Genomic DNA, 25235 nt, shown 5'->3' with positions numbered 1-25235 from the left:
AAGGACGGTTTCGAACTTCTTGCTTTTCTCTTGACCTCACTCCGCCGCCGCCTTCATGGAGACCGATAGCTGGGTAAGCCAGGCCCGCATCGAGGCGGGGCGGACGGGTTTGTTTTGGAGCGCGATGCCGTCGCGTTCGGCGGCGCCACGGACTTCGGGCGAACGGTCGGCGGTGACGAGCAGGGAGAGAATGTCAGCGCTGAAATGCAGGCGGATGGCGCGGATCACGTCGATGCCGGTGCCGTCGTCGAGATGGTAGTCGGCGATGATCCCGTCGGGCCGAATGTCCCCGCCGGCCTGTCCTTCCTGCCAGGCGGAAAGCGAGGGCGCGGTCGTCACAGTGCAGCCCCAGCCTTCGAGCAGCAACTTCATGCCTTCGAGGATCCGCGGTTCATTGTCGATGCACAGGACGCGCAGGCCGTGCAGCGGCTCGGCGGTGCGGGCGGGTGCTGGAGTGGCGGTCTTGGCGCCGGCGCCGGCATTGCGGTCGATCGGCATCGTCACCCGGAAGCGTGTTCCTTTGCCGGGTTTGGACTGCAGGTCGACGTTGTGATTGAGGACGCGCGAGATGCGATCGACGATCGACAGCCCGAGCCCCAACCCCGACGCCGTCTTGGCGCCCTCGTCGAGGCGGGCGAATTCCTTGAAGACGGTGCGGAATTTCGAGGCGGGAATGCCGATGCCGGAATCCAGCACCTGGATGATCGCATTGCCGCCCTCGCGGCGCACGCCGACCAGAACCTTGCCCTCGATCGTGTATTTGATGGCATTGGAGACGAGGTTCTGCACCAGGCGACGCAGGAGATTGGGATCGGTGCGCACGGTGAGCGAGGTCGGCATGACCGTTAGTTCGAGGTTGGCGGCACGGGCGACGGGGGCAAAGTCGGTTTCGATGCGGCGCAGGAGATCGTTGAGCGGCACGGATTGCAGCCGTGGTTTCATCGCCCCCGTGTCGAGCCGCGAAATGTCGAGCACGGCGCCCAGAATGGTTTCCACCGATTCCAGCGAGGAATCGATGTTCTGCACCAGTGCGCTGTTTTCGGAACCGCCGAGCCGCTCGACCAGCGACGAGGAATAGAGCCGGGCAGCATTGAGCGGCTGCAGGATGTCGTGGCCGACGGCGGCGAAGAAGCGCGTCTTGCCGATATTGGCTTCCTCGGCCGACGCACGGGCTTCGGCGACTTCCCTGTTGACGCGGGTCAGTTCGCCGGTGCGCTCGGCAACGCGCAGTTCCAGCGTCTCGTTCGCCTGTTTCAGTGCCATGTCGGCGGCGACGCGCTGGGTGATGTCGGTATAGGTGGTGACGATGCCCTTGTCCGGCATGGCGTTGGTACGCACCTCGATGATGCGGCTGCCGCCCGAAAGCTCCAGCAGGAACGGCTTGTCGAGTGTCAGGAAGTTGGCGATCAGCGTCCTGGCGTCCTCCTTGCGGATATCGCCACGTTTTGTCAGCAAGGCGACGATCTCACCGAGCGGAAAGCCCACCTGTCCGGCGCTTTCCGGCAGGTCCAGCAATTGGCGGAAGCGGCGGTTCCAGATGATCAGGTTGTTGGAACTGTCGAAGACGGCGATGCCCTGATCCATCTGCGACAAGGCCGTCTGCAGCATGTCCTGATTGTATTGCAGCGCCTCGGATGCCTGGTCGAGCAGCCAGGCGGTGTCGGATGATGTGTCGTCCAGCCGCTGCAGGACCAGCGAGAGGACGAGGCGGGCGGACGAGGAGCCGATGGCGCTGCCGAGCAATTGTTCGGAAAAATGGATCAGGCCCATATCGGCCGGCTGCTGGTTTTCCAGCCAGCGGCCCGACTGGCGCTCATAGGTCTGGAACGACCGCTGCATCCGCTCCTCACCGAGATAGCGGGCGATGGTGGTCTTGAGGTCCAGCACGGTAATCTTGGTCTTGCGGCCGCGAAACGCCTTTTCGGTGCGTGACTTGCGGCGAATGAAGACGCCGGCCTGCACCCGCTCCAGTGGCTTCGGGGCACGGGTGAGGGAGCCGATGACATAGGCGATCACGTTGACAAGCAGGCTGAGCGCGGTGGCATTGACCAGCGGATCAGCGGCAGCTTCCGAAAATGCGCTGGTGAAGGGGAAGAGGAAGCTCAGGACCGCTGTGGCGACATGGGAATTGTCCGGTCCGCCGAGGCTCGGCAGAAAGAGAAGATAGGCCCAGACGAAAAAGCCGAGCGTCATGCCGGCGATCGCGCCGCGCGCATTGGCCTGTCGCCAGACGAGGCCGCCGAACAGGGCCGGCGCCATCTGCGAGATCGCCGCGAAGGAAAGCATGCCGAGCGAGGCAAGGCCGGCGCTCATGTCGGCCGAGCGATAATATCCGTAGCCGAGCAGCAACACGGCGAAGATAGCGGTGCGCCTGACATTCAGCAGCGTGCCGGCGACGTCGTTGAAGCCGCCGCGTCCCATGAGGTTCCGGCGCAGGAAGACCGGCATGACGATATCGTTGGAGATCATGATCGATAGCGCCACCGAGGCGACGATGACCATGGCGGTGGCGGCGGAAAAGCCGCCGATGAAGGTGATGAGCGTCAGGATCGGCATGTCGGCGGCAAGCGGCAGGCGCAGCAGGTAGAGATCGGCCTCGCCGCTGCCGGCAAAGGTCAGCACGCCGCCGATGGCGACCGGCAGAACGAAGAGGTTGATGGCGACCAGATAGACGGGGAAGAGGATGCCGGCGGTGCGCAGGTCCTTGTCCGTGCGGTTTTCGACGACGGTGACATGGAACTGCCGGGGCAGCATGATGATGGCAAAGGCAGAGAGGCCGACGAGCAGGATCCAGCGCGACAGCGGCGTCTGGTAATGCAGGGCGGTCATCACCTGTTGATTGGCGAGTGCCTTTGTCCAGAGATCGGTGGGGCCATCGAACAGGAAGAAGACGACATAAACGCCGGCCGTCACCAGCGCCAGGAGCTTGACCACCGATTCCATGGCGATCGCCAGGATCAGGCCGTCCTGATGCTCGGTCGCATCGGTGTGGCGGGTGCCGAAGACGATGGCGAAGCAGGCGAGGAAGAGAGTGACGAGCAGCGGCAGATCGATGTAATTCTGGCCGGCGCCGATGCCGTAGCCGCTGGTATCCACCATGGCCGCGACGGAGCTGGAGACGGCTTTCAGTTGTAGCGCAATATAGGGGATGGCGCCGATCAGCGAGATCAGCGCGACGATGGCCGCCACACCGGGGTTCTTGCCATAGCGCGCGGCGACGAAATCGGCGACGGAGGTCAGTTTCTCGGCCTTGGCGAGTGCGATGATGCGGCGGATCACCGGCAGGCCGATGGTGAACATCAGGATCGGGCCGATATAGATGCCGGTGAATTCGAGCCCGCGCTCGGCTGCAAGCCCGATACCGCCGAAATAGGTCCAGGACGTGCAGTAGATGGCGAGGCTGAGGGCATAGACCAGCGGCCTGCCTTTTCCGGCAGCAGCGGTTTTCCGTGCCTTGCGATCGCCGTAACTTGCCACCGCGAACAGCAGCAGCAGATAGGCGAAGGCGGCCGCGAAAATGATCGAGCCCGAAAGCATGTCTCCTCCTTGTCCTCGGGAGCCAGCATAGGACAAGACGGAAGGGAAGAAAATCAGGGTTGTCTAAGCCTTAAGTCAAAGAACCGGCTTTCGTTTTTGAGATAAAAGAAATTTATTTGGCGGCGCTATTTTCCGCCCTGCGATTTACTTGGCATCGTTTTCGGTTAGCATCGGGCAGGCACCCGGCGATGCATAAAGAGACGGGTGCGGCCGGTTTGGCTCAAAGACAAGGAGAGACTGATGCTGAATGAATTCAAGGCATTTATTGCCCGGGGCAATGTGATGGACCTGGCGGTCGGGATCATCATCGGCGGCGCGTTCACGCTGATCGTCAACTCGCTCGTCAACGACATCATCATGCCGATCGTCGGCGCCATCATCGGCAGCATCGACTTCTCCAATTTCTTCATTCCGCTCTCAAGCACCGTGACCGCGACGTCGCTCGCCGCCGCCCGCGAGCAGGGCGCCGTGTTTGCCTATGGCAACTTCCTCACGGTCGTGCTGAATTTCGTCATTCTCGCCTGGATCATTTTCCTGCTGGTCAAGGGCGTCAACAAGATGCGCGCGACGATGGAAAAGCAGAAGAACGAGGAGCCGGCTGCACCACCGCCGGTCGATGTTCAGCTTCTCACCGAAATCCGCGACCTCCTGAAGACGCAGCGCGCATAAGACGCGCTGGCCGTTCGATGCATCACCAAAATCGATAAATCCGTCAGCGAATTTCGCGTGATCGTGATGTGGAAAAACGCTAGAAGCGGCGCTCTGGAATTTTCAAGTTGCGCATGACCCCGGAAGTTGTTTCGACTTTCGGGGTCATGCGCGAGGAGCCGCCGATGACCATCATGTCCAGTCTCAGCCCCCGTTCTCTTGCCGCGCCGGAAAGCGGAATCGTCGAACTGGTGAATTATGCGCGCGGACGGGACGGGCTGATCCCGCTCTGGGTCGGCGAGGGTGACCTGCCGACACCGGATTTCATTTCCAAGGCGGCGCAGGCGTCGCTATCTGCCGGCGAGACCTTCTATACTTGGCAGCGCGGTGTCCCGCCGTTGCGCGAGGCGCTGGCCCGCTATTACCAGCGGCATTTCAACAAGACGATGTCCCCCGATAATTTCTATGTCACCGGTTCCGGCATGCAGGCGATCAAGCTGGCGATCGAGGCCGTGACCTCGCCCGGCGACGACATGGTGTTCCTGTCGCCCGCCTGGCCGAATTTCGCTGCCAGCGCTGAACTGTCCGGTGTCAAGGCGATTGCGGTGCCGCTGGAATTCATGGACGGCAAATGGCAGCTGGATATCGGCAAGCTGGAAGCGGCGATCACGCCGAAGACGCGGGCGCTGTTCGTCAACACGCCGTCCAATCCGACCGGCTGGACCGCGACGCACGACGATCTGAAGGCCATCCTGTCGCTCGCCCGCAAGCACGGCCTGTGGATCATGGCCGACGAAATCTACGCGCTCTATTATTACAATGGTCCGCGGGCGCCGTCCTTCCTCGATGTGATGGAGGAGGATGAGCGCATCCTGTTCGTCAATTCCTTCTCGAAAAACTGGTCGATGACCGGTTGGCGAGCCGGCTGGATCGTCGCGCCGTCGGCGATCGGGCAAGTGCTGGAGAATCTCATCCAGTATTCGACCTCGGGTGTGGCGCAGTTCATCCAGGCGGGCGCGACTGTTGCGCTCGATCAGGGGGATGCGTTCGTTGCCGAGAATGTCGCCAAGGCGACGCTGTCGCGCGATCTGTTTTGCGATGCGCTGATCGCCACCAACCGTGTCGAGACCCTGAAGCCGGATGGCGCGATCTATGCGTTCCTGAAGATCGACGGAGTCACGGACGCCCGCCGCGCCGCGCTCGATATCGTCGACCGGACCGGCGTCGGCCTGGCACCCGGAACGGCCTTCGGTGCCGGTGGCTCACTGTTCATGCGCGCCTGCTTCCTGCGTGACCCCGGCCAGATTGCCACGGCGGCCGAGCGGTTGTCCGGTTACATTGCCGGGCTCTGATCATTATGCTGATATTCGATAAAATTTTATCGGATATTCCAATGGTGTCCTAACTATACATTGAACAATACTTTTGGTTTCGCCGTCTGAACGTCTGCGGGTGAGGCTTCGGAAAGAAATTTGTACTTTGATGCTTCCTGTCGAAACGGGACGGGGAAGTAAGTGCAATGGCTGTTCTTGTAACGGGTGGTGCTGGCTATATCGGAAGCCATATGGTCTGGGCGCTGGTCGATGCGGGCCAGGACGTCGTGGTGCTGGATCGGCTCTCGACTGGGTTTCGCTGGGCGCTGGCGCCGGAAGCGCGCTTCTATCTCGGAGATGTCGCCGATCGAACCGTCCTCTCCCAGATATTCACCGAGAACAGGATCGACGCGATTATTCATTTCGCCGGCTCGATCATCGTGCCGGAATCGGTCGCCGATCCACTGTCCTATTATGAGAACAACACGGCCAAGACGCGCGAGCTGATCGCCGCCGCCGTGGAAGCCGGGATTCAGCATTTCGTGTTTTCCTCGACGGCCGCCGTCTATGGCACGCCGGACGATCCCTTACCGGTACGCGAGACCGCCTCGCTGCATCCGGAAAGCCCCTATGGCATGTCGAAGCTGATGTCGGAGATCATGCTACGCGATGCCGCGAACGCCCATAATTTCCGCTATGTCGCCCTGCGTTACTTCAACGTCGCCGGCGCCGATCCGCGCGGTCGCACGGGCCAATCAACGGCTGGTGCCACGCACCTGATCAAGGTTGCCTGCGAGGCAGCGCTTGGCAAGCGCCTCAAGGTGGATGTGTACGGAACCGACTATCCGACGGCCGATGGAACGGGTGTGCGCGACTATATCCATGTTTCCGACCTCGTCGCGGCGCATCTGAAGGCGCTCGAATATCTGCGTGATGGCGGCGAGCCGCTGGTGGCCAATTGCGGTTATGGCGAAGGTTATTCCGTCCTGCAGGTGCTGCAGGCGGTCAAGCGCGTCCACGGACGGGAATTCCAGATCGATTATTCCGCCCGTCGCGCCGGCGATGCCGTCAGCGTCGTCGCCGATTCCACCATCGCCCGCCAGCGACTGGACTGGACGCCGGCCTTCGACGATCTCGACCTGATCGTCGGCACGGCGCTGGACTGGGAGCGCCATCTCGCCCGCAAGAACAGCTACGACATCGACGAAATCCAGCGGCTTCTGGTTTCGGCGCATCGCTGACACCGCGTGGAGCGGTGTATGTCGCCGCTCCAGTTTGACGACAGCTTCACGCTCTAGGGTGCCAGTCAGGATAGACTGACTGGACCTGAGCATCATGGAGTTTCCCCGCCTCAAAAACCGTATGACCGCAAGGCCGCTGGCCGTGCGGCTGAAGACGGCGCGCAGGCCTGGACCCGATCCGCGCCGGACCAACAGCCATATCATTTCCCTCCGCCAGGTCGTTGCCGCCTTTGCCGGCGATCACCGTCGCATCTAGCCGGAGGAAGACATGAAAGCGGTCATTCTCGCCGGCGGCCTTGGTTCGCGCATCGCGGAAGAAACCCATCTTCGCCCCAAGCCGATGATCGAGATCGGCGGTCGCCCGATCCTCTGGCACATCATGAAGCTCTACTACGCCCATGGCGTGCGCGACTTCATCATCTGCTGTGGCTTCAAGGGCTACATGATCAAGGAATATTTCGCCAATTACGGCTTGCACATGTCGGACATCACCTTCGACCTGTCGCAGAACTCGATCGAATTCCATCGTCAAAGTGCCGAAAACTGGCGGGTGACGCTGGTCGATACCGGCGAAAACTCGATGACCGGCGGCCGTCTCAAGCGGGTCTCATCCTATCTGAAGAATGAGGAAGCCTTCTGCTTCACCTATGGCGACGGCGTCAGCAATGTCGATATCGGCGCCACGATCGCCTTCCACAAGAGCCACGGCAAGCAAGCGACGGTGACCGCGGTGCGCCCGCCCGCACGCTATGGCGCGCTGCAGCTGGAAGGCACCGAGGTGCAGGGCTTCATCGAAAAGCCGGAAGGCGAGGGCGGCTTCATCAATGGCGGCTTCTTCGTGCTGTCGCCACGCGTGATCGACCGGATCGAGGCGGACCATTCGAGCTGGGAGGGTGAGCCGCTGATGGGGCTCGCCAAGGAAGGCGAACTGCAAGCCTATTTCCACGAGGGCTTCTGGCAACCGATGGATACGCTGCGCGACAAGAATCATCTCGAGACCCTTTGGCAAAGCGGCGCTCCGCCGTGGAAAAGCTGGTGATGCGTATGACAAACGAATTCTGGCGCGGCAAACGCGTTCTGGTCACCGGACATACCGGGTTCAAGGGCAGCTGGCTGACGCTGTGGCTGCGTGAACTGGGCGCCGATGTGTCAGGCCTTTCGCTGGCACCGCAGACCGATCCGTCGCTGTACTTGCTCTTGGGCGGGGACACGTCCGGAGAAGGCATCATCGACATCCGCGATCGTGATGCCGTCAACAATCACGTGCTGCACACCAAGCCCGAAGTGGTCTTTCACCTGGCAGCCCAGGCGCTGGTGCGGGCGGGCTATCGCAGTCCGGCGGAGACCTATGACATCAATGTCATCGGCACGGCCAACCTGCTCGATGCGCTACGCATGTCTGAGGATGTGCGGTCGATCGTCGTGGTGACGACGGACAAGGTCTATCACAATGCCGAAACCGGCCTCGCCTTCATGGAGAGCGATCCGCTCGGCGGCCACGATCCCTACAGTGCCAGCAAGGCGGCGGCGGAAATCGTCGCGGCAAGCTATCGTTCGTCCTTTTTCGCGGCGCGTCGGATCGGTCTCGCCACGGCGCGCGCCGGCAATGTCATCGGCGGCGGCGACTGGGCGGAAGACCGGCTGATTCCGGATGCCGTGCGGGCCTGGCAGAGCGGCGAGACGCTGCAGGTGCGCCGCCCGCGCGCCGTGCGCCCTTGGCAGCATGTACTGGAACCGCTCGGCGGCTATATGGGGCTTGCCGAACGCCTCTGGCAGGCGCCTGATGGCATCGAAAGCTATAATTTCGGTCCCGATCACGGCGAGGCGGCGTCGGTCGGCGCGGTGTTGAAGATGGCCGAGCGCCATTTCGGTGGCGGCGCCATGATGCTGGGCGACGGAACAGACGGTCCGCACGAGGCGGGCTATCTGGTTCTCGACAGCAACAAGGCCAAGGCCGAACTCGGCTACCAGCCGCGGTGGCGGCTGTCGGAAACCGTTAAGCGGACAATGGAATGGTATCGTGGCCAATGCGACGGCCAGGCGGCGCTCGATCTCTGCCTTGCCGACATCCGGGACTTCGCCGGATTGTCCATTCAGGCCGAACCCTTGAGGGCGGCTGGATGAGCGGGCGCTTCACGGCGCACGAGACACCGCTTCGCGGACTTTTCGTGATCGGCCGCAAGACCTTGTCGGACGACCGGGGCTTCCTGTCGCGGCTTTTCTGCGCCGAGGACCTGGCTGCCTTCGGCTGGCAAGGCAATATCGCCCAGCTCAACGAGACGGGAACGCGGCAGCGCGGCACCGTGCGCGGCATGCATTTCCAGCGCCCGCCGCATGCCGAAATCAAGCTCGTCACCTGTACGCGTGGCAAAATCCTCGATGTCGCCGTCGATATCCGCGCGGAATCGCCGACCTTTCTCCAGCATTTCGCCGTCGAGCTTTCCGAGGACAATGGCACGTCGCTGCTGATCCCGAAGGGCTTTGCCCATGGGTTCCAGGCGCTGACCGATGATATCAGGATGATCTACGCGCATTCGCAGGCCTATGCCGCGCAAGCCGAAGGCGGGCTCAATCCGCAGGACCCGGCGCTTGCCGTCGACTGGCCGCTGCCGGTGATCAACCTGTCGCCGCGCGATGCGGGCCATCCGCTGCTGCCGCAGGACTATCGTGGAGTTGCCGCATGAAATGCCGTCACTGCGGATCGACGCATATGGTGCCGTTCCTCGATCTCGGAACCGCGCCGCCGTCAAATTCTTACGTGAAGCCCGATGAACGGCATATGCCGGAACTATGGTATCCGCTGGTCATCCGCACCTGCGCCGAATGCCGGCTGGTGCAGACCGAGGACTTTGCCGATCGCGAGACCTTCTTTTCCTCCAGCTATGCCTATTTCAGCTCGTTCTCGACCTCCTGGCTGAAGCACGCCGAGCGCTATGTCGCCGACATGCAGTCCCGCTTCGGGCTGACCACGGCGTCCAATATTGTCGAGATCGCCGCCAATGACGGTTATCTGCTGCAATATGCCAAGGCGCGCGGCATCGGGTGCCTGGGTATCGAGCCGACAGCCAGCACGGCGGCTGCGGCACGGGAAAAAGGCATCGAGATCATCGAGGAGTTCTTCGGCGCGGAGCTTGGCGAGAAGCTGGCGGCGGAGGGTCGCTCAGCCGACCTGATGGCCGCCAACAACGTGCTGGCGCATGTGCCCGACATCAACGATTTCGTCGCTGGCTTCACCCGCCTGCTGAAGGAAAACGGCGTCGCGACCTTCGAGTTTCCGCACCTGTTGAATATGGTGCGCGAGGCGCAGTTCGATACCGCTTATCACGAGCACTATTCGTATCTGTCTCTGACAGCGGTGAAACGCGTGTTCGAGGCCAACGGGTTGTCCGTCTTTGACGTCGAGACGACGCCCTGGCACGGTGGCAGCCTCAGGGTATTCGCGCAGCGCAGCGATACCGGGACGCATGTCGTCACCGCCGCCGTCGCTGAGACACTTATGACCGAACAGGTTGCAGGCATGCTCGGAGATGCCTTCTATACGAATTTCCAGGCCGCTGCGCAGACGGTGCGCGACGGCTTCCTGAGTTTCCTGATCGAGAGCCGGCGGGCAGGCCTGAAGGTCGCCGCCTATGGCGCCGCCGCCAAGGGAAACACGCTCCTGAACTTCGCCGGCGTCAAGCCGGATTTCCTGCAATTCGTCGTAGACAAGAACCCGGCCAAGCAGGGTCTTCTGCTTCCCGGAAGCCGTATCCCGGTTGTCACCGAGGACATTCTCAAAGCCGAAAAACCGGAAAGGGTGGTCATACTGCCATGGAACCTTCAGGCCGAAATCAAACAGCAGCTTTCGTATATCAGCGATTGGGGTGGCAAGTTCGTAACGGCGGTGCCGACGCTGACGGTGCATCCGTAGCCGACGTCGGCCTGCCGGAAGCCGCCCTCGAAAAGCCGGTCAAGAAATCGGAGCCGCCGAGCGTCAAGATCGGCTGACGCCGGCGGCGATTATTTGCCGCTGTCGCCGAGAATGTCCAGTTCGTGTTCGATCGAATGCTGGATGAGGCGTGCCCAGATGTCCTCGTAGAAATCGGGGTTCAGGCCCGCCTTGTCGGCATTCTTGCGGGCGTTGCGCCGCACCTGATCGACCCTTGAGGGGATGTCGGCCTCCAGCCCGGCCTCCTTCTTGATCTCCGCGGCCCGTCCGATATAGCCCCAGCGCTCCTTGAACAGCGCGATGAGGGCCTGGTCTATCCGGTCGATCTCGACGCGGATGTCTGCCATCGACGTGCAGTCTTCCGGGCTCTTCTGCATGCGGGTCTCCGAAGTCATGTCAACGCGGCTCATGCTGCATCGCAAGACCGCTCGCGTCGCTGCTTAGCAAGCAAGTCCTCTCCTGAAAAGCTGAAAACCGGCGCCGTGGACGATGGGTCGCGGGCAAGCTTCGGGAAAGCCCTCGTGTCTAGTGTGCGAGAAACGGAGAAATTTCATGTTCGCCCAGCCGAAACTGACGATTTGTGTGCCCTCGCGTAACCGCCAGCGTTATTTCCAGGAAACGATCAGAAGCCAGCTGATGAACCTGCGCACCGACGTGGAGTTCGTCTTCGCCGACAATTCCGACGATGCCTCCATCATGAACACGTTCATGGAAGACGTGATCGCCGATCCGCGCGTCAAATATCTGCCCTCCACCGGCCGCGTTCTGCCGATGGTGGAGAACTGGGACCGCTGCGTCGAGGCCGCCACGGGCGAGTTCATCTGCATGATCGGTGACGACGATTATGTCGATATCGACGTGACCGACCTTCTGATCCGCTCGCAGCAGGAGCACAAGGCCGTCGACGTGATGGTCTGGAGCCGCCTGACCTATAACTGGCCGGGCAACCGTCCGAACCATTGCAACGTTTCCGTGCCGCTGAACACCGGCGTACACCGGCTGCCGCGCGCGCTTCTGTATCAGGAGTTCTTCTCCTGGAAGGGTAGCAAGTCGACCCCGAACATGGCCTTCGGCTTCTACCACGGCGCGGTTTCCAAGCGGGTGATGGACAAGATCAAGGCGAAATTCGGCGGCAAGTATTGCGAATACCCGGTCGTCGACTTCGAGAATGTCTGCAAGGTGCTCGTGACCGCCGAAAACATGTTCTACTCGGAACGTCCCTTCTCTGTTCTCGGCTCCTGCGCGGAAAGCAACTCCGCCAAGATCAAGATCACCGAAAAGATCACCGAGATGCATGCGGCCTTCATGGTCGAGACCGGCCGCAACATCGACGAAGATCCGCATATGAAGGATTTTCCGTTTCCGTCGATCCTCGGGCTCGCCGCCTGCATCGCCGTGGTCCAGCATTGGTTCCGCTCGACCTACGGTTACGCCGCGGTCAACGGCTGGGAAGCGAACTTCGCCGAAGCCTGCGGCATCAATTGCGGCATGATGGGCAACCGCGCAGCCTATGACGGCATGGTCGCGGGTTACCGCGCTGCGTTCTCGCGCTGGCATGGCGGCAAGTATCTGAAGAACTTCAAGCCGGTCGATTATGTCGAGCCGACCGATGCCAAGTTCTTTACCGGCATCGCCGAGGGCTACCTTTTGATCGATGAGGAAGCCGCAGGCGTCCAGACACCGGCCGAACTCTACCATCTGATCGACCAGATGATCGCGCCCGTGAAGGACCTGACGCTGAAATTCGACGAGCATTTCAAGGCCGCGTAAGCAGACGAGGACCCGGCGAGGCGCGCAGGGCGGACCGCTCGAAAGAGCATGCGCGCCTCGCCGGCACTTCCCGCATAGGGTGCGGGGTTGCGACATCGAAAGGATGTGAACAGCATGATTCAGAATGAAGTAATCATCCCTGCGTCGGTCAGGGACGACTTCGCGGCCAAGGGTTATGCGATACTGCCCCAATTCTACGACGCGCAGCGCGATGTGGCGCCGATCCAGGAAGGCATCCGGATCATCCTTGAACTGCTCTGCGCCAAATACGGCGTGGACGCGCCGACCGATACGGCCTGGAACGCGATGACGCTTGCCTATCCGGCGCTGATCGCCAAGAACCGTGCCTGGGGCGGCGAGGTCTATGACGCGGTCAAGCAAATTCCGGCCTTCATGCAACTGGTCACTAAAGCCGTCAATCAGACCGTGTTCCAGCATCTGCATCCGGGTTCCATTCCGGGCATCGCCGCAGGCGGCTACGGTATTCGCATCGACAATCCCGGCGAGGAAAAGTTCCGCGCCCAGTGGCACCAGGAATTCCCCGGCCAGTTGCGCAGCCTCGACGGCGTCGTCTTCTGGACACCGCTGCTGCCGGTGACACCGGACATGGGGCCGGTGCATATTGCAGAGGGCTCGCATGCCGAAGGCCTGATCCCGGTCTATCGTGACGACGCGGGCCTCGGCAAGAAAGGCGCCTATGCGCTGTTCATGGACGGCTGCGAGGAGCGGCTGGCGAAATACGAGGTCGTCGCGCCGCTGACGAACCCCGGCGATCTCATCCTGATGGACTTCCTGACCATGCATCAGGGCGGGCACAATGTCTCCAAGATGCCGCGTTGGAGCATCCAGTTCCGCTATTTCAACTTCGCCGATCCGCTCGGCGTTCGCATCGGCTGGTGCGGTTCGTTTGCTGCCGGCGTCGATTTTTCCAAGGTCCTGCCGGAACTGGTGACCGACGGGGAGACGTCGGCATGACGACCGCATGCCGCGTCTGCGCGACGCCGATCGCCAAGGCCTCCTATGAAGCGTCGGCCCCGGCTCTGACCTCGATGATGGCCTTCATCGATATTCCGACGCTCGCCTATGTCTGCGACGAATGCGGTCACGCGCAATGTGCCGATCTGCCGGATATCGACACGTTCTATGACAAGACCTACCGCATCTCGCTGGAATCCGACGATCACGACCAGATATTCGCGGTCGCCGCCGACGGAACGCCGATCTACCGGACAGACCATCAGGCCGCAATCGGGCTGAAGCTGATGGATTTGCCGCGGGGCGCGTCGATCCTGGACTATGGTGCCGGAAAGGCCGACACGCTGCGCAAGATGTGCCGCGCGCGGCCTGATCTTCATCCGCATGTCTTCGACGTCAGCCGCGACTATGTGGCCGCGTGGAACGGCTGGGTAAAGCCGGAAGACCAGGCGAGCTATTCGGTTCCCGATAGCTGGAGCGGCCGCTTCCAGGCGATCATCAGCCATTTCGTCATCGAACATGTCGCCGAACCCGTCGCCTTCTTGAAGACTTTGCGCGGACTGCTGGCGCCTGGCGGACGGCTGCTCCTGTCCATGCCGGACGTTGCCGCCAATCCCGGCGACATGACGGTGGCCGACCATCTCAACCATTTCAGCATCGCCTCTCTGAAGCGGGCCTTGGCGCTTTCCGGCCTTGCGTTGGAAGTCGTCGATAGCGCCGCCTTCCCGGGTGCCTTCTTCATCGTCGCCGGCCGACTGGAAGAGACCGCAGCGGAAGCGGTCGACCGGCAGGAAGTTGCCGATGCCGCCCACAAGGCCAAGGAAATCTGCGCCTTCTGGAAGGACGCGACCCATCGGCTCGATGGCGCAGCGAAGAAGTTTTCCGGCAAGCGCGGGGCGATCTACGGTTCCGGTTTCTACGGCAGCTGGATCTGCAGCCGCATCGAGGCAGATGTCGATTTCCGCGTCTTCCTCGACCAGAACCCGAAGCTTCAGGGATCGGTGCATTTCAACCGGCCGGTCCTGTCGCCCGGGAAGATCGAGGACGATATCGATGTCGTTTTCGTCGGGCTCAATCCGCTGAAGGCACGGGCCGCCATTGCCGGTCAGGCGGCGCTTCACCGTCCGGGGCTGGAACTCGTCTGGATCGACGGGTGACATGGCGCACAGCCAGCCTCGCGAAAGGCTTTGGCGGTAGTGTGACCCCGTCGAATTTTCCGGAGAGCCGTTGCCACGGCTGAGTTCCGGTTAGCAAGTCGGGACTGCTTGAACGGATCATGAGCCGGAATATCGTTATCTCACAGTCGATGTACTTTCCCTGGGTGGGCCTGCTGGAGCAGATTCGACTGGCGGATGTCTTCGTCCACTATGACGATGTGCAATATTCCAAGGGCAGCTTCAGCAACCGCGTCCAGGTGAAGGGCGTCAATGGCGTCAGCTGGATGACCCTGCCGCTGCGCGACTATCATTTCGGCCAGCGGATCGACGAGGTCATGCTCGATGACCGCACGGACTGGCGCGGCCGGCACCGCGAAATCCTGCGGCAGGCCTATTTGAAGGCACCGTTTCGTGAGGACATGCTCGGCGTGGTCGATCGCGTCTTCGTCCAAGATGCCGGGACGGTCGCCGATATCGCGCGCCTGTCCATGCTGGAGCTTGCCGCCTATTTCGGCCTCAGCCCGCGTTTCCTTTCGTCGGAGGCCCTGCCGGTGCCGGGCGCGAGCAGCGAACGGGTCTGCGACATCGTCGAGCATCTGGACGGCAAGGTCTACATTACCGGTCACGGCGCCCGGCATTACCTGAACCACGGCCTGTTCGAGGAAAAGGGCATTTCCGTCGAATATATGCGCTACGAGCGCACCCCCTATCCGCAATTGCACGGCGACTTCACCCCCTATGTCACCGCATTGGATCTGATCGCCAATTGCGGGTCGGAAGGCGCTGCCATGATCAATTCGGGAACGATCGGTTGGAAGGAATTCACCCAATGACGACAGAAAATCTGGATGCTGTCACATCCGAGTATCGTCCGAATGCCGCAACGGCCATCGAAAACGATCTCATCCTCAACTGGTATCCGGAGCGCATCATCAAGCGTTTCGGCAAGGTCGGCTCGATCCTCGAACTCGGGATCGGCCATGGTTATACGCCCGGCCTGTTCAATGCCGCCTGCGATCGCCACGTGATCATCGAAGGCTCGCAGCTGGTCATCGATCTCTTCAAGGAAAAGAGCCCGGATTTCGCCGGCGAAGTGGTCTTTTCCTATTTCGAGAATTTCGAGACCGACGAGCGCTTCGACGTCATCGTCATGGGCTTCATCCTCGAGCACGTGGATGATCCCGGCATGCTGCTGGAGCGTTTCAAAAAATTCCTGAAGCCCGGCGGCCGCATCTTCGTCGCGGTTCCCAATGCCAAGTCGATGAACCGGCGGCTCGGCGTCGAACTCGGCAAGATCGACGACATCTACAGCCTCAACGCCAACGACCATGCGCTCGGCCACAAGCGCCAGTATTGCCGCGATACGTTGAAACAGGAGATGCAGGATCACGGTTATGCGGTAAGTCTGGAAGAGGGCATCTACCTGAAGCCGCTGCCGCTGGCCGTGCTGAAGACCCTGCCGGACTTCCAGGAGAACCTCGATGCGATGCTGCGGGTCGGCATCGACTTCCCCGATCTCTGCGTCGCCCTCCTGATGGAAGCCACGCTGCAATGAAAACCGCCGCCGTCATCGGCGCGCGTTCGATGCTCGGCAGTACGCTCGTGAAGCGACTGCAGGAGCAGGGCATCGCGACGGTGACCATCGGGCGTTCCGAGGCGGACGATATCGCCTTCGACCTTATGGACGCTGCCGTTTCGGTTCCCGCCTCGATTTCGGTTCCCGCCTCGATCAGCGCCGATGTGGTGTTCCACTGCGCGGCGACATTTGCCGGTGACAGCGATGACGGGTTCCGGCAGAATTTCGCGGCCAATGCGGAAAGCGCCTTTGCCGTTGCGGGGCTTGTTCGCGATCTCAAGGCGAATGCCCTCATCTATGCCGGATCGGCCTCGTCCGACCGGACGCTCGATCCCGGCAATTTCACCTCCTATGGCCTGAGCAAGGGCATTGCCGAGCAGGTGTTCGACTGGGCGCTGCAGCGCCGGAAGACGCGGTTCTGTAGCCTGCGCTTTTCCCAACTCTTCGATGCCGAAGGTCGCTGCTGCGATCACCAGGCCTGGTTCGGCCGGATCATCGCCTATGCCTCGCGCGGCGAGGATATTCGTATGCCGCGATCGGACGGCGTGCGCAACTTCCTGCATGTGCGCGACGCCGCCGACTTGATGATCCGGGCAGCCGAAAGCGAGGTTGCTGATGTGCTCGATATCGCCCATCCGGAATCGCTGACCATCGAGGAAATCGCCGATCTCGCCTTCGAGGTCTTCGGTCAGGGTGGCCGCTCGATCATCGTGCCGGAAAAGACGCCGTTTCGGCCGATCCATTTTCCAAGCGGTGCCGCGGCTTTCGCTCAGCTCGATCTTCATCCCGCCATCTGCATGCGCGATGGTATCGCGATGATCCGCGATGCCGGAACAGCGCACGCCTTTGGACCCATGGACTTGACATGACGATGCATGCAACGAAGAAACCCGCAGAAGCGATCACCATCGCCGTGACGGCGGTCGGTGCGCTGATCGGGCAGGGGATCATCCGGTCGTTGCGGCTGTCGGGCCTTGAGGTCCGTGTCATCGGCGTCGATCGCGATCCGAACGGGATCGGGCGCTACTGGTGCGATGCCTTCTTCGCGAAGCCCTCGGTCGACGAGGACTCTGACGCCTATCTCACCTTCTGGAAGGACCTGTTGCGCGATGAGGCGGTCGATCTCGTCCTGCCGGGGCTGGAACTCGATGTCCTGTTTTTCAGCCGCAACCGGGCGGCCTTCGCCGATCTTCACGCCCGCATCGTCCTCAACGATCCCGCCGTCATCGAACTGGCGCAGGACAAATGGGATTTCGGCGTCGAGCTGGAGCGGCTGGGCCTGCCGGCCATTCCCGCGCGCCTGGGCGCCGGCTTTGCGGAATGTGTGCGCGATCTCGGCCTGCCGCTTCTGCTGAAGCCGCGGCAGGGCAACGGCTCGCGCGGCATCGCGGTCCTCAAGGACGAGGACGATTTCAACTATTGGAGCCGCAAGAGCAGGGACGAATTCCTGATCCAGAAATTCATCGGCAGTGACGAGCAGGAATTCACCGTCGGTGCCTTCGGCTTCGGAGACGGCACGGCGCTTCCGCCGATCATCTTCCGCCGCAAGCTCTCCGTTGCCGGCAATACGCAATATGCCGAGGTGGTGGATCATCCCGTGCTGGCGGCGGCGGTCGAGAAGCTGGCCTCTATCTTCAAGCCGGTCGGCCCGACCAATTACCAGTTCCGCATGGACGGCGACACGCCCTATCTGCTCGAGATCAATCCGCGCTTTTCCAGCAGCACGTCGCTCCGTGCCGCCTTCGGCTATAACGAAGCCGTCATGTCGGTCGAATATTATCTCTTTGGTCGGCTGCTGGCCGCGCCTGAGATCAAGCCAGGACGTGGCTGGCGCTATTACGAAGACTATGTGGTGACATGATCGCAATCATCTCGGACGTTCACGGCAATCTCCCGGCGCTTACGGCCGTGCTGGACAAGATCGATGCGCTTGGCTGCGAGCGGATCCTCTCGCTCGGCGATGTCGTCGGCTATTATGCGCAGCCGGGTGAATGCGTCGACCTTTTACGCGCGCGCGGTGTCGTCAATATTCTCGGCAACCACGACCACTATATCGTCAGCGGCGAAGGCTGCCCGCGCTCCAAGCTGGTCTCCGACATCACAGAATACCAGCGCGGCATCATCTCTCCCGAGCAGGTGGCGTGGCTGGCGCAGTCAAAGCCTTATGTCATAGACGGGACGACCTATTTCACCCATGGCGGCTGGCGCGATCCTGTCGACCAGTATCTCTACCAGATCTCGGAGAAGGACCTGCCGGAGGGGGCGGAGACCTTCTTTGCCGGCCATACGCATGTGCAGGTCCGGCTCGACGTCAACGGCCGGACCTTTTGCAACCCCGGCGCTGTCGGACAACCCCGTGACGGCGATAGCCGCGCGGCCTTCGCCACCTTCGAGGACGGCCTGATCGAACTGCGCCGGGTCGATTACGACATCGACGAAACGTCCTTTCACATGAAGGAGGCGGGCTTTCCTGCACGGTGCTATGAAAACCTCTATATCGGTGCCCAGATCGGCGGCCGGATCGACAGGATCACGCTGGCGGGGTGATGGGTTTGCCGCAGTGGGCTGGAGGTTTTGTTTCCAGCTTGCTGCTTTAGTCTCCGGGACCTTTTGCCTATCGGTTGCAGATTAGCGAGGGGCATCCCCCACTCTCCGTCATACCTGTGCTTGTCACAGGTATCCAGCAGCGCCGCGTCTGCGGCGCGGAAGCCTCTTTTGCATTCTTGGTGAAGACGTTCTCTCACCGCGCGGACGCGCGGTGGCTGGATGCCTGTGACAAGCACAGGCATGACGGAGGTTGGGGGGCCGTTTTCGCAGGAATCGGTATTTTTGTAAAAACAGAAGGCCCCGGGCGCGACCTGCGACCGGGGCCTCATATTTCAGTCAAATCAGCTCAACCGGCATCCGGCAGTCGGACGCAATAGCCGCCCGGCGAAGAGGCCAGCACCAGCTTGCCGTTGATGACGGGATCGACGCGAAAACGGTCGGTTTCCTTGAGGTAGTCGTTCAGCGCGCTCAGCGGTTCGTCGCCGGCGAACCAGGCTTTCGAGCGCTTCTTCGGGGCCTGGTCGGCGGTCCAGTGGGCGGCGGCGGTGTCGGCGACGACGAGGTAGCAGCCTTCCGTGACCAGCGGGCCATAGGCGCGGCATTCGGCCAGAACGTGCTTGTAGGAATGGTCGCTGTCGAGGACGACCATGACGCGGGCGCCCACCGGAATAAGGTCGCGCACGGCGGCAAGCGTGCTGTCGTCGACGGAGCCGCCCTCAATCAACGCGATGCGGCTTGCCATCGGATGGGTCTCGATCGCTTCGCGGTTATGGGCGCGGATGTCGATGTCGACGCCGATGACCTTGCCCTTGTCGTTGCCGGTCATGGCGAGAAGCGAGGCCATGAAGATCATCGAGCCGCCGCGGGCGACGCCGGTTTCGATGATGATGTCGGGCCGGGTGTTCCAGATGACTTCCTGCGTCGCCATGATATCGGCGGGCAGTTGGATGATCGGAACGCCCATCCAGCTCCAGAGATAGGAATAATCGTAGGTATCGAGCGCCAGCATCGTGTCGATCGACTGCTTGAAGACCTTGTCGTCCTTGCCCAGCGCCAGGCACATCGCTTCCTTGTGGGCTTCGAATTCCTGGCGGTCGTCTTTGGTGGTCATGGAATGGGTCGCCTTTGCTTCAAGCGGATTTCGCCAGGCGCTGTTCGCCGGGCAGGGCAGCCGCGGAACGGCTGTCGATCAAGCCGATGACGACATCCGCCACGCGGGTGATCTCGTCCTCGGTCATGTCATGATAGCTGGGCAGGTTGATGGCCCGCTCCGGGATATCCCAGGCATGCCGGTTGCCGCGCTTTTCGTTGAACATCGGCAGGCTGCTCAGCGGATGGAAGAACACGCGCGCATCGATATTCGCGTCATTGAAGGCCTGCTGCAGCATGTCGCGGGTGATTCCGAGGTCGCGCTCGAACACCACCGTCGGCATCCAGGCGCCGTTGACGGTGCCGGGCGCCTCCGGATTGAGGCTGACGCTCTGGTAGGCCTTGAGCCTGTCGCAGTAGTGCGCGAGGATCTCGCGCTTGCGGGCGATCAGGCTCTCGATGCGTTCCAGTTGGCCGCAGCCGAGGGCCGCCTGGATATTCGACATCTTGTACTTGAAGCCGACGTCATCCGGCCAGAACTGCTTCTTCTGGCTGCGGGCGCGACCGTGATTGCTCAGCGTCAGGACTTTTTCGAACAGGGCGCTGTCGCTGGTGACGAACATGCCGCCTTCGCCTGTCGTCAGCGTCTTGGTGCCGTGAAACGAGAAGGTGCCGAAAATGCCCATGGAGCCGGCGCGGCGGCCATGCCATTCGGACCCGATCGCTTCCGCCGCGTCCTCGATGACGGGAATGGAATGCCGGCGGCCGATGTCGAGCAGGCGGTCCATATCGCAGAGATTGCCGTAGATGTGGGTGGCGATGATCGCCCTGGTTTTCGGGGTGATATGGCGCTCGACATCATCGGGATCGATGCACCAGCTGTCGGGGCGGACATCGACGAAAACGGGCGTCGCGCCGAGATGAACGACGGGCGCCGCTGTCGCGATCCAGTTGGTGTCGGCGAGAATGACCTCGTCGCCTTCGCCAATGCCGAGTGCCGCCAGGCCCATATGCATGGCGCCGGTGCAGCTCGATGTGGCGATCGCATGGGCAACGCCGAGGTGGCGGCGGAAACCGTCCTCGAACCGGACGATATAGTCGTAGCAGCGCTCGCCCCAGCCATTCGCGGCGGCATCGGTGGCATAGGCCACTTCCAGCTCGGTGATCGAGGGCCTGGTGTAGGAAATGCGGGAGGGCGTGCCGGTCATGCGATCACTTTTTCACCGTCGCGAACGACGCCGCCGCAGATCAGCCCGATGGGCGCCAGCATCAGCCTGATCGTGTTGTAGAACTCGCCGGCATCCTGCGCGCCGCCGAGGAAGCGATCGACCAAGAGCGCCTTGCCATGCAGGCCGCGCCGCGTGTCCTGCGGACGGACCTCGCGGAATTCCGGGCGGAAATGCGCGGCGAGATGGCCGCCTTCGAATGTACGCAGCGCCGCGAAATAGGCATTGCCCTTGGCCACGAAGGCCTCGCGGCTGGTTTCCATCATGCATTCGATCGTCAGCGCGCGCACGAAGGCTTCGGTGTTGCCGGACCAGTCCGAGCCCAGTTCGCGCAGGACGTGGAATTGCACCTCCGCCACCGCGCCGGCAAGACCGAGGCCGGAATGGAAGGGGAAGCTCCATTCGTGGCGCGGCGCCTCGGCCATGTAAGGCGAGGTGCTGATTGCCGACATCGGGCGGGCGCAGAAGGCGAGTTCGTTGGCAAACAGCCCGACCTTGGCGGCCCATTCATACTGCGGCAGCGGCGTCGACCAGTCCCGCGCTTCCGGCAGTTCCAGCAGGGCATCGACGAGAGAACGGCGGATGGCGGCGTGATAGAGGCCGAAGGGCATTTTCGGAACGCTGAGGCTGTTTTCCCAGCAGAAGAAGGCCCTGAGCATCGCGGTCTTGTCGAGCGTTTCGATCTGGTAACCGGCGGGAATGGCGACGGAACCCGTCTTGCCGCGCTCGGCATGGCGATCGATCTGGAAGGCGTTCCAGGCCAATGCATCGACATCAGGCGAATGGGTTTCAAGGAAGGCGACCATGACGGCGAGATCGCTTTCGATCATGTCGCCGGGCTTGACGAGGGTCACCCAGTTGCCGGTGGTGGCGGCGACAGCCTCACGCCAGAGGGCCTGGCGGCTGATGCCCGCTTCTGCATCGATGACGCGAACGCGGGCATCGCCGGTCACGAGGCTGAGAAGCGCCTCGGACATGACCACGTCGGCGGGCCGGGCGATGACGATCTCAAGTTCCGTGGTTCTGTTTTCCGTGAGCGCGGCCACCAGCGGCAGGGCGTCCTGCGCGGCGTCGTCCAGGGGAATGCAGATCGAGAGATGTGTCATGGCTTGCCTCGTGACGTCAGCGGGGTTCGAGAGCCGCGCGGCCGCGAATCCGGAATTGGTCACGCCAGCAGGCAAGTAACGTCCGCGTGGAGGAGGGTGCGGTCCTGTCTCCTGCCGGAAGCCATTGCCTGCTGACATGTGCTTTAGAGGTAGCGCGGGAAACTTGAGCGAGGCTTTGCAACAGCGAGGAGATCCGATCGGTCGCCTTTTCATCAACTTGTCGGCTGTTTTGAACCTGATTTTCTTAAAAATGCGGATTGTGTAAAATTGTACGCATCGATTTAAGCGGCCCGCAAACTGTGGTGGTTATGGTCATCTTATCGGAGAACGAAACCAGCCAAACAGTTTCGCAGCATGATGCTTTCCCCGCAGCCGGAATGAATCCGGCGCCTTAAAACTCGACGCTGTTCGGACAGGAACAGACGGACGGGATAAAACAGGGACAGGGTCATGCTCAAAAAAGTTCTCGCTGCGGTCGCAATGTCGATCGGTATCGCAGTCACCGCCGCTCTGCCTTCGCAGGCCATGAGCATTTCCTCCGCCGCCCGCTCCATCAGCGCGACCGTGCCGGTCCGCAATGTCGAGCTTAGCGAGCGCACCAAGCTTTCCTATCAGCTCTTCTGCCTGCAATATGGCAATGAATGCCGCACCTCGAGCCGCAACGTCATCGCCTATACCAACAAGCTGCGCACGGTGCTGGCTTCCGTCAATCGCAACGTCAATCGCGCCATGCCGACGATCCGCGCTCAGCGTGAGTTCCTGTCGCTGAACCAGTTGCCGGGCACGAGCGACGAATATGCGATGATGAAGCGCAGCCACCTGATCCGCGCCGGCCTTCCGGCTGGCGCCATGCGGGTCGCCAGCGTCTCGACGCCGGAAGGCCGCAGCCATTCGGTACTGGTCATCACCACATCGAGCGGCGAGTTTGTGCTCGACCATCGCCAGGCGTCAATCATGAAGCGTCGTGACACCGGCTATAGCTTCGCTGCGCTCAGCAGTGTCCGCTTCTTCGACTGAGCATTTTCGAAATCAAGGCTACCGACGCCAGAGTTTACTGACGACTGTCCCAACTTGCCGCAGGAAATTGTCCCTTCCTGCGGTCTTTTCTTGTTCGGGAGCTACTCTCGAGCGAGATAGGCTTCCGCCAGCTCCGTCCAGAAGGCGGCGCCGATCGGCAAGAGGTCGTCGTTGAAATTGTAGCCGGGGTGATGCAGCGATTTTTCTTGTCCGGTGACGCTGGAGCCGAGGAAGAAATAGGTGCCGGGCTTTTCCTGCAGCATGAAGGCGAAATCCTCGCTGCCCATGAACGGACGTTCGAGGTCGACAACCTTGTCCTTGCCGGCAAAGCGGATGGCGAGGTCGCGGACGAAATCCGTCTCCGCCTTGTGATTGATCGTTGCGTCATAGCTGCGCTGGTAATCGACCGTCGCGGTCATGCCGAAACTCTCCGCCTGATGTTCCGCGATGAGCCGGATGCGGCGTTCCAGTTCGTCGCGGACCTTCGGGTCGAAGGAACGGATGCCGACGACGATTTCGGTGCGTTCGGGAATGATATTGCTGGCCGAGCCGCTGTGAAACGAGCCGACGGTGATGACGGTCGGGTCCATCGGGTGGATGTTGCGCGAGACGATCGATTGCAGGGCCATGACGATCGAGGCGCCGCAGACGATGGGATCGGCGGTTTCCTGCGGCTCGGCGCCGTGGCCGCCGCGGCCGTGCACGGTGATCTTCGCCTCATCGACCGCCGCCATGATCGGACCTTCGCGCAGGGCGAACTGGCCGAAGGGCAGGCCGGGCTCATTATGGAGTGCAAAGACGGCATCGCAGGGGAATCTGTCGAACAGCCCGTCATCCATCATGATCCTGGCGCCACCGAAATTCTCCTCGGCCGGCTGGAAGATCAGATGCACGGTGCCGTCGAAATTCTTCCGCTCGGCAAGGGCGCGGGCGGCGCCCAGAAGCATGGTCGTGTGCCCGTCATGGCCGCAGGCATGCATCAGGCCGGGCGTTTTCGATGCATAATCGAGCCCGGTTTCCTCAAGGATCGGCAGGGCGTCCATGTCGGCGCGAATGCCGATCGAGCGCTCACTCCTGCCGTTCTTCAGGGTCGCGACGAGGCCGGTCTTGGCCAGGCCGCGGGTCACGGTATAACCCAGGCCTTCCAGGCAGGTGGCGACGAAATCCGAGGTGCGGAATTCCGCGAGCCCCAGTTCCGGATGGGCATGCAGGTCATGGCGGATCGCGACCAGCTCCGGCATGGCGTTGGTCAGATTGATGTTCATTGTCATGTCAGGCACCACGCGTTGGTATGCGATTTTCAAGAGTGCGGAAGGCCATGACGAGTATTCCCGTCAGGCACATGTAGATGAGCGCGAGCAGGAGCAATGGCTCATAGGTGATGAAGGTATCCTGCCGGACCTTGGAAATCACGGCATAGACGTCGATGATGGTGATGGTCGCGACGAGCGGCGTGCATTTCAGCTGCAGCACCGTTTCCCCGTTCAGCGTCGGCAAAGCGCGGTGGATGGCGCGCGGCAGCCAAATGCGGCGGAACACGGTCCAGCGGCTCATGCCATAGGACCTCGCTGCCTCGAGTTCGCCGGCCGGCACGCCGGCAAAGGCGCCGCGCATGATCTCGCCTTCGTAAGCCGCGAAGGAAATCGTCAGCGCCGCCACGCCATAGGGCCAGGATTCGCGCAGATAGGGCCAGAGGAAGGACTGGCGGATGGCCGGGAATTGCGGAAACAGCGAGCCCAGGCCGTAATAGAGAAGCCAGAGTTGCAGCAGCAGCGGCGTGCCGCGAATGACGGTGCAGAAGGTTTTCGCCAGCGCCTTCAGCGGCCAGGGGCCGGTGACCTGTACGAGGCCAAGCGGCACGGCAATAAGGAAGCCGAGGATCGAGGTGCTGAACAGCATCGCGAGCGTGACGACTATGCCATAGCCGAGCTTCGGCAGATATTGCGGAATCCAGTCCCATCGCATGAACCAGGCGATGCAGAAGACGAGCGCGGCGGCGATCAGGATCAGGACGATCCGGTGCGGCTTGAAAAAGCGATCCGCGGTCGGCAGATCATCCGGCAGGATCGCCATCGCATGGGTGGTGATATCGGGCGGCGTGGTGT

24 protein-coding genes are annotated in these 25235 nt (G+C 61.8%); 17 read left to right on the top strand and 7 right to left on the bottom strand.

The features are described from left to right. Positions 1 to 36 precede the first annotated feature (36 nt). A complete protein-coding gene (locus ACST81_RS21125) occupies positions 37 to 3537 on the bottom strand; it encodes a PAS domain-containing hybrid sensor histidine kinase/response regulator (RefSeq protein WP_438750382.1) in 3501 nt (1166 codons plus the stop codon). Between the two features lie 240 nt (positions 3538 to 3777). Between ACST81_RS21125 and mscL the strand changes: the two genes are divergently transcribed. From mscL to ACST81_RS21085, 8 genes are all read left to right on the top strand, one after another. Then, complete coding sequence (gene mscL, locus ACST81_RS21120; RefSeq protein WP_438750381.1) at positions 3778 to 4206, top strand: large conductance mechanosensitive channel protein MscL; 429 nt, start codon at positions 3778 to 3780, stop codon at positions 4204 to 4206. A 164-nt stretch (positions 4207 to 4370) separates the two neighbouring features. After that, positions 4371 to 5537, top strand: a complete 1167-nt coding sequence (locus ACST81_RS21115; RefSeq protein ID WP_438750380.1) for a pyridoxal phosphate-dependent aminotransferase — start codon at positions 4371 to 4373, stop codon at positions 5535 to 5537. A 167-nt stretch (positions 5538 to 5704) separates the two neighbouring features. Then, entirely contained in the window at positions 5705 to 6739 is a 1035-nt protein-coding gene (gene galE, locus ACST81_RS21110; RefSeq protein ID WP_438750378.1) for a UDP-glucose 4-epimerase GalE, read from the top strand. Positions 6740 to 6833: 94 nt separating this feature from the next. After that, entirely contained in the window at positions 6834 to 6995 is a 162-nt protein-coding gene (locus ACST81_RS21105; RefSeq protein WP_438750377.1) for a hypothetical protein, read from the top strand. Between the two features lie 12 nt (positions 6996 to 7007). Continuing rightward, the gene (gene rfbF / locus ACST81_RS21100; protein ID WP_438750376.1) at positions 7008 to 7778 is read left to right on the top strand and encodes a glucose-1-phosphate cytidylyltransferase; all 771 of its coding nucleotides are present in this window, start codon (positions 7008 to 7010) and stop codon (positions 7776 to 7778) included. Further along, positions 7778 to 8863 (top strand): CDP-glucose 4,6-dehydratase, encoded by a 1086-nt coding sequence (gene rfbG / locus ACST81_RS21095; RefSeq protein ID WP_438753739.1) that lies wholly within the window; start codon positions 7778 to 7780, stop codon positions 8861 to 8863. The genes rfbF and rfbG overlap by 1 nt, the downstream gene beginning before the upstream one ends. After that, positions 8860 to 9423 (top strand): dTDP-4-dehydrorhamnose 3,5-epimerase family protein, encoded by a 564-nt coding sequence (locus ACST81_RS21090; RefSeq protein WP_438750375.1) that lies wholly within the window; start codon positions 8860 to 8862, stop codon positions 9421 to 9423. Before rfbG ends, ACST81_RS21090 begins: the two co-directional genes overlap by 4 nt. Continuing rightward, positions 9420 to 10649 carry a methyltransferase domain-containing protein gene (locus ACST81_RS21085; protein ID WP_438750374.1) on the top strand — a complete coding sequence of 410 codons (1230 nt, stop codon included), beginning with the start codon at positions 9420 to 9422 and terminating at the stop codon, positions 10647 to 10649. The genes ACST81_RS21090 and ACST81_RS21085 overlap by 4 nt, the downstream gene beginning before the upstream one ends. A gap of 89 nt (positions 10650 to 10738) precedes the next feature. Here the strand turns inward: ACST81_RS21085 and ACST81_RS21080 are convergent, their stop codons facing one another. After that, positions 10739 to 11044 carry a chorismate mutase family protein gene (locus ACST81_RS21080; RefSeq protein ID WP_438750373.1) on the bottom strand — a complete coding sequence of 102 codons (306 nt, stop codon included), beginning with the start codon at positions 11042 to 11044 and terminating at the stop codon, positions 10739 to 10741. Positions 11045 to 11219: 175 nt separating this feature from the next. Between ACST81_RS21080 and ACST81_RS21075 the strand changes: the two genes are divergently transcribed. The 8 genes from ACST81_RS21075 (at position 11220) to ACST81_RS21040 (ending at position 18692) form a co-directional block, all read left to right on the top strand. Beyond that, positions 11220 to 12437, top strand: a complete 1218-nt coding sequence (locus tag ACST81_RS21075; protein WP_438750372.1) for a glycosyltransferase family 2 protein — start codon at positions 11220 to 11222, stop codon at positions 12435 to 12437. Positions 12438 to 12551: 114 nt separating this feature from the next. After that, complete coding sequence (locus tag ACST81_RS21070) at positions 12552 to 13412, top strand: phytanoyl-CoA dioxygenase family protein (protein WP_438750370.1); 861 nt, start codon at positions 12552 to 12554, stop codon at positions 13410 to 13412. Beyond that, on the top strand, positions 13409 to 14569 hold the full coding sequence (locus ACST81_RS21065; RefSeq protein ID WP_438750369.1) for a class I SAM-dependent methyltransferase: 1161 nt from the start codon (positions 13409 to 13411) through the stop codon (positions 14567 to 14569). The genes ACST81_RS21070 and ACST81_RS21065 overlap by 4 nt, the downstream gene beginning before the upstream one ends. Positions 14570 to 14688: 119 nt before the next feature. Further along, entirely contained in the window at positions 14689 to 15402 is a 714-nt protein-coding gene (locus tag ACST81_RS21060) for a WbqC family protein (RefSeq protein ID WP_438750367.1), read from the top strand. Next, entirely contained in the window at positions 15399 to 16124 is a 726-nt protein-coding gene (locus ACST81_RS21055; protein ID WP_438750365.1) for a class I SAM-dependent methyltransferase, read from the top strand. The genes ACST81_RS21060 and ACST81_RS21055 overlap by 4 nt, the downstream gene beginning before the upstream one ends. After that, a complete protein-coding gene (locus ACST81_RS21050; RefSeq protein WP_438750363.1) occupies positions 16121 to 17014 on the top strand; it encodes an NAD-dependent epimerase/dehydratase family protein in 894 nt (297 codons plus the stop codon). The genes ACST81_RS21055 and ACST81_RS21050 overlap by 4 nt, the downstream gene beginning before the upstream one ends. Further along, positions 17011 to 18006: an ATP-grasp domain-containing protein gene (locus tag ACST81_RS21045; protein WP_438750362.1), complete on the top strand. Its 996-nt coding sequence runs from the start codon at positions 17011 to 17013 to the stop codon at positions 18004 to 18006. The genes ACST81_RS21050 and ACST81_RS21045 overlap by 4 nt, the downstream gene beginning before the upstream one ends. Further along, positions 18003 to 18692, top strand: a complete 690-nt coding sequence (locus ACST81_RS21040; RefSeq protein ID WP_438750360.1) for a metallophosphoesterase family protein — start codon at positions 18003 to 18005, stop codon at positions 18690 to 18692. Before ACST81_RS21045 ends, ACST81_RS21040 begins: the two co-directional genes overlap by 4 nt. Before the next feature lie 346 nt (positions 18693 to 19038). Here the strand turns inward: ACST81_RS21040 and ACST81_RS21035 are convergent, their stop codons facing one another. Genes ACST81_RS21035 through ACST81_RS21025 form a run of 3 tightly spaced genes read right to left on the bottom strand, consistent with a single transcriptional unit; the run spans position 19039 to position 22113 of the window. After that, positions 19039 to 19803 (bottom strand): cephalosporin hydroxylase family protein, encoded by a 765-nt coding sequence (locus tag ACST81_RS21035; RefSeq protein ID WP_438750358.1) that lies wholly within the window; start codon positions 19801 to 19803, stop codon positions 19039 to 19041. A 19-nt stretch (positions 19804 to 19822) separates the two neighbouring features. Then, entirely contained in the window at positions 19823 to 20989 is a 1167-nt protein-coding gene (locus ACST81_RS21030; RefSeq protein WP_438750356.1) for a DegT/DnrJ/EryC1/StrS family aminotransferase, read from the bottom strand. After that, complete coding sequence (locus ACST81_RS21025) at positions 20986 to 22113, bottom strand: hypothetical protein (RefSeq protein ID WP_438750354.1); 1128 nt, start codon at positions 22111 to 22113, stop codon at positions 20986 to 20988. The genes ACST81_RS21030 and ACST81_RS21025 overlap by 4 nt, the downstream gene beginning before the upstream one ends. A gap of 450 nt (positions 22114 to 22563) precedes the next feature. Between ACST81_RS21025 and ACST81_RS21020 the strand changes: the two genes are divergently transcribed. Further along, positions 22564 to 23130: a transglutaminase-like cysteine peptidase gene (locus tag ACST81_RS21020; RefSeq protein ID WP_438750353.1), complete on the top strand. Its 567-nt coding sequence runs from the start codon at positions 22564 to 22566 to the stop codon at positions 23128 to 23130. A 101-nt stretch (positions 23131 to 23231) separates the two neighbouring features. Here ACST81_RS21020 and ACST81_RS21015 read toward each other — a convergent pair whose 3' ends face one another. Next, positions 23232 to 24401, bottom strand: coding sequence for a M20 aminoacylase family protein (locus ACST81_RS21015; RefSeq protein WP_438750351.1), 1170 nt, complete (start codon positions 24399 to 24401; stop codon positions 23232 to 23234). Position 24402: 1 nt separating this feature from the next. After that, positions 24403 to 25203 carry an ABC transporter permease gene (locus ACST81_RS21010; protein ID WP_438753738.1) on the bottom strand — a complete coding sequence of 267 codons (801 nt, stop codon included), beginning with the start codon at positions 25201 to 25203 and terminating at the stop codon, positions 24403 to 24405. Positions 25204 to 25235: the final 32 nt, after the last annotated feature.

Origin of the sequence: Pararhizobium sp. O133, from assembly GCF_051669845.1 — a bacterium.
Taxonomy (GTDB): domain Bacteria; phylum Pseudomonadota; class Alphaproteobacteria; order Rhizobiales; family Rhizobiaceae; genus Pararhizobium.
This window is presented reverse-complemented; position numbering and strand designations above follow the sequence as displayed.